2 protein-coding genes and 1 pseudogene are annotated in these 3,409 nt (G+C 72.3%); 1 reads left to right on the forward strand and 2 read right to left on the reverse strand.

From position 1 onward, the window contains the following. The coding region (locus ACIQOV_RS33530) for a flippase-like domain-containing protein (protein ID WP_401054536.1) at positions 1–1,754 on the forward strand (1,754 nt) is incomplete at its 5' end. Positions 1,755–1,845: 91 nt separating this feature from the next. Here ACIQOV_RS33530 and moeZ read toward each other — a convergent pair. Next, positions 1,846–3,024 carry an adenylyltransferase/sulfurtransferase MoeZ gene (moeZ, locus tag ACIQOV_RS33535; protein WP_401054537.1) on the reverse strand — a complete coding sequence of 393 codons (1,179 nt, stop codon included), beginning with the start codon at positions 3,022–3,024 and terminating at the stop codon, positions 1,846–1,848. A 228-nt stretch (positions 3,025–3,252) separates the two neighbouring features. After that, positions 3,253–3,409 (reverse strand): annotated as a pseudogene (locus ACIQOV_RS33540) (reductase); the annotation flags it as partial.

The following is a 3,409-nucleotide window of genomic DNA, read 5'->3' on the forward strand; positions in this document are numbered from 1 at the left end:
TCCCCGGCGGCACCCGCCGCTACCACGTCACCCAGCAGGGCGGCCCCCCGCTGGACGTGCACATCATCGACCGCGAGCAGCAGGCCTCCGGCTTCTTCTACCGGGCCTGGCGGCGGCTGCGGCTGCGCTCGGTCGCGGTGCGCCGCAGCCCCCAGTCGCTGCGCCAGGCGCTGGAGCAGGAGGCCCTGATCGCGTACGCGGCGGCCGCCTCGGGCGCCCGCGCGCCGCAGCTGGTCGCCACCTCCGAGCTCGGCCCGGACGCCGCGATCCTGGTGTACGAGAACGTCGAGGGCCGCACCCTGGACGAGCTGGCCGACGAGGAGGTCACCGACCCGGTGATGGCCTCGGTCTGGCAGTCGGTGGCCGCCCTGCACGAGCGCCGGATCGCCCACCGCCGGCTCACCGGCGAGTCGCTGCTGGTGGTGGACGAGCGCACCGGCTGCCTGGTCAACCTCTCCGGCGGCGACATCGCCGCCACCGACCTGACGCTGCGCATCGACGTCGCCCAGCTGCTCACCACCTTCGCGCTGCGGATCGGCCCGGAGCGCGCCGTCGCCACCGCCAACGCGGTGCTCGGCGCCGAGCGGGTCGCCCAGGCGCTGCCGCTGCTCCAGCCGGTCGGGATGAGCCGCTCCACCCGGGTCGACCTCGCCAAGCTCACCAAGGAGCGCAAGACCGCCGCCCGGGCCAGGGCCCTGGAGCAGGTCGCGGCCGGCGAGCGCACCCAGCAGCAGGCCGAGGAGGACATCGCGGTAGCCGGCGAGGACCTGCTGAGCCGCATCCGCGGCCAGATCCTCCAGATCGCCCCCGAGGCCCCGATGGCCCCGGTCAAGCTGGAACGGCTGAAGCCGAAGAGCCTGATCATGGTGATCGCGCTGACCTTCGCCGCCTACCTGGCCCTGACCACCATCAAGCCGGCCCAGCTGAAGCTCTCCCAGATGAACTGGGCCTGGGCCGCGGCCGCCCTGCTCGCCGCCGCCTTCAGCTACGTCGCCGCCGCGATGAGCCTGACCGGCTTCGTCCCCGAGCGGCTGCCGTTCCGGCGCACCGTCGCCGCCCAGCTGGCCGGTTCCTTCGTCAAGCTGGTCGCCCCCGCCGCGATCGGCGGCATCGCGCTCAACACCCGGTACCTGCAGAGGGCCGGCATCCGCTCGGGCCAGGCGGTGGCCTCGGTCGGCGCCTCCCAACTGGCGGGCCTGGCCGGGCACCTGCTGCTGCTGTTCAGCTTCGGCCTGATCACCGGCAGCCAGACCAACGGCGACCTCTCCGCCTCCCGCGCGGTGATCATCGGCGTGCTGAGCGCCGCCGTGCTCGCCCTGGTGGTGGCCGCCGTCGCGCCGCTGCGCCGGTTCGTGCTGGGCCGGCTGCGCTCGCTGTTCTTCGGCGTGGTGCCGCGGATGCTCGACCTGATGCAGACGCCCAGCAAGCTGGTCACCGGCTTCGGCGGCATCCTGCTGCTGACCCTCTCCTTCACCGCCTGCCTGGACTTCTCGGTGCAGGCCTTCGGCGGCGACGTCAGCTTCTCGGCCGTCGCGGTGGTCTTCCTGACCGCCAACGCGGCCGGCTCGGCGATCCCCACCCCCGGCGGCATCGGCCCGGTCGAGGTCGCCCTGATCGGCGCCCTGACCGTCGCCGACGTCTCCCCCACGATCGCCACCCCGGCGGTCTTCCTCTACCGGGCGCTCACCTTCTGGCTGCCGGTGCTGCCGGGCTGGATCGCCTACAACGTGCTCCAGCGCAAGAAGGCGCTCTGAGCCGCCCCGGGCACCGCCGACCTCCCCGCGCGCACCGGAGCACGGAAAAGGGCCCGCCGGACGGCGGGCCCTTCCACGGTGGGGGCGTCGGTCAGTAGACCGGCTTGTGCGGCTCGATCTGGTTCACCCAGCCGAGCACGCCGCCGCCCAGGTGCACGGCGTTGCCGAAGCCGGCGGCCTTCACCACGGCCAGCACCTCGGCCGAGCGCACGCCCGACTTGCAGTGCAGCACGATCTTCCTGTCCTGCGGCAGCTTCTCCAGCGCGTCGCCCATCAGGAACTCGTTCTTCGGGATCAGCACCGCGCCGGGGATGTTGACGATCTCGTACTCGCCGGGCTCGCGGACGTCGATGAGGTAGATGTCCTCCTTGTCGTCCTGCCACTGCTTGAGCTGCTGCGAGGTGATGGTCGAACCGGCGGCGGCGGCCTGCGCCTCCTCCGACACGACGCCGCAGAAGGCCTCGTAGTCGATCAGCTCGGTGACCGTCGGGTTCTCGCCGCAGACGGCGCAGTTCGGGTCCTTGCGGACCTTCACCTGGCGGTAGTTCATCTCCAGGGCGTCGTAGATCACCAGCCGGCCGACCAGCGGGTCGCCGATGCCGGTGAGCAGCTTGATCGCCTCGTTGACCTGGATCGAGCCGATGGACGCGCACAGCACGCCCAGCACGCCGCCCTCGGCGCAGGAGGGGACCATGCCCGCCGGCGGGGCCTCCGGGTAGAGGCAGCGGTAGCAGGGGCCGTGCTCGGCCCAGAACACGCTGGCCTGGCCGTCGAAGCGGTAGATCGAGCCCCACACGTACGGCTTGCCGAGCAGCACCGCGGCGTCGTTCACCAGGTAGCGGGTGGCGAAGTTGTCGGTGCCGTCCACGATCAGGTCGTAGCCGGAGAAGATCTCCATGACGTTGGAGTTGTCGAGGCGCTCCTCGTGCAGCACCACGTCGACGTACGGGTTGATCTCCTTGACCGAGTCGCGGGCCGACTCCGCCTTGGACCGGCCGATGTCCGACTGACCGTGGATCACCTGGCGCTGCAGGTTCGACTCGTCGACCACGTCGAACTCGACGATGCCCAGCGTGCCGACACCGGCGGCGGCCAGGTACAGCAGGGCCGGCGAGCCGAGGCCGCCGGCGCCGACGCACAGCACCTTGGCGTTCTTCAGCCGCTTCTGCCCCGCCATGCCCACGTCCGGGATGATCAGGTGGCGGGAGTACCGGCGGACCTCGTCAACGGTGAGCTCGGCGGCCGGCTCGACCAGGGGTGGCAACGACACGGGGACTCCGATGGGTCTTGTTCGGGTGGCCAGGGCCAACCGCGCTGCGGGTTGCTGCTCCGCCACTCGGGTGGCTGTCTAGGCCAACAGTGTCACGCCCCCTCGCTATTCCGAGACAGCCCGTCCGATGGGCGAGACGGGCGGCACCGGATCGTGGAACCGGCGGCGGGGCCCCGGAAAAGCGCCCCGAGCCCGTGGTTGACGGGCCCGGGGCACCGCGCGGCACGCTCACACCCGGCAGGCCGTCTCCAGCCACACGTCGCCCAGCGACTCCTCCAGCGGCACCTGCGTCCGCCATCCGAGACGGTCCCGGGCGGTGCGCACGTCCGCCTGCCGCCACGGCACCGGCTCGCCCGGCACCGCCCGGCCCTCCGGGCGGTGCCCC

Origin of the sequence: Kitasatospora sp. NPDC091257, from assembly GCF_044757675.1 — a bacterium.
Classification (GTDB): Bacteria; Actinomycetota; Actinomycetes; order Streptomycetales; family Streptomycetaceae; genus Kitasatospora; species Kitasatospora lactacystinica.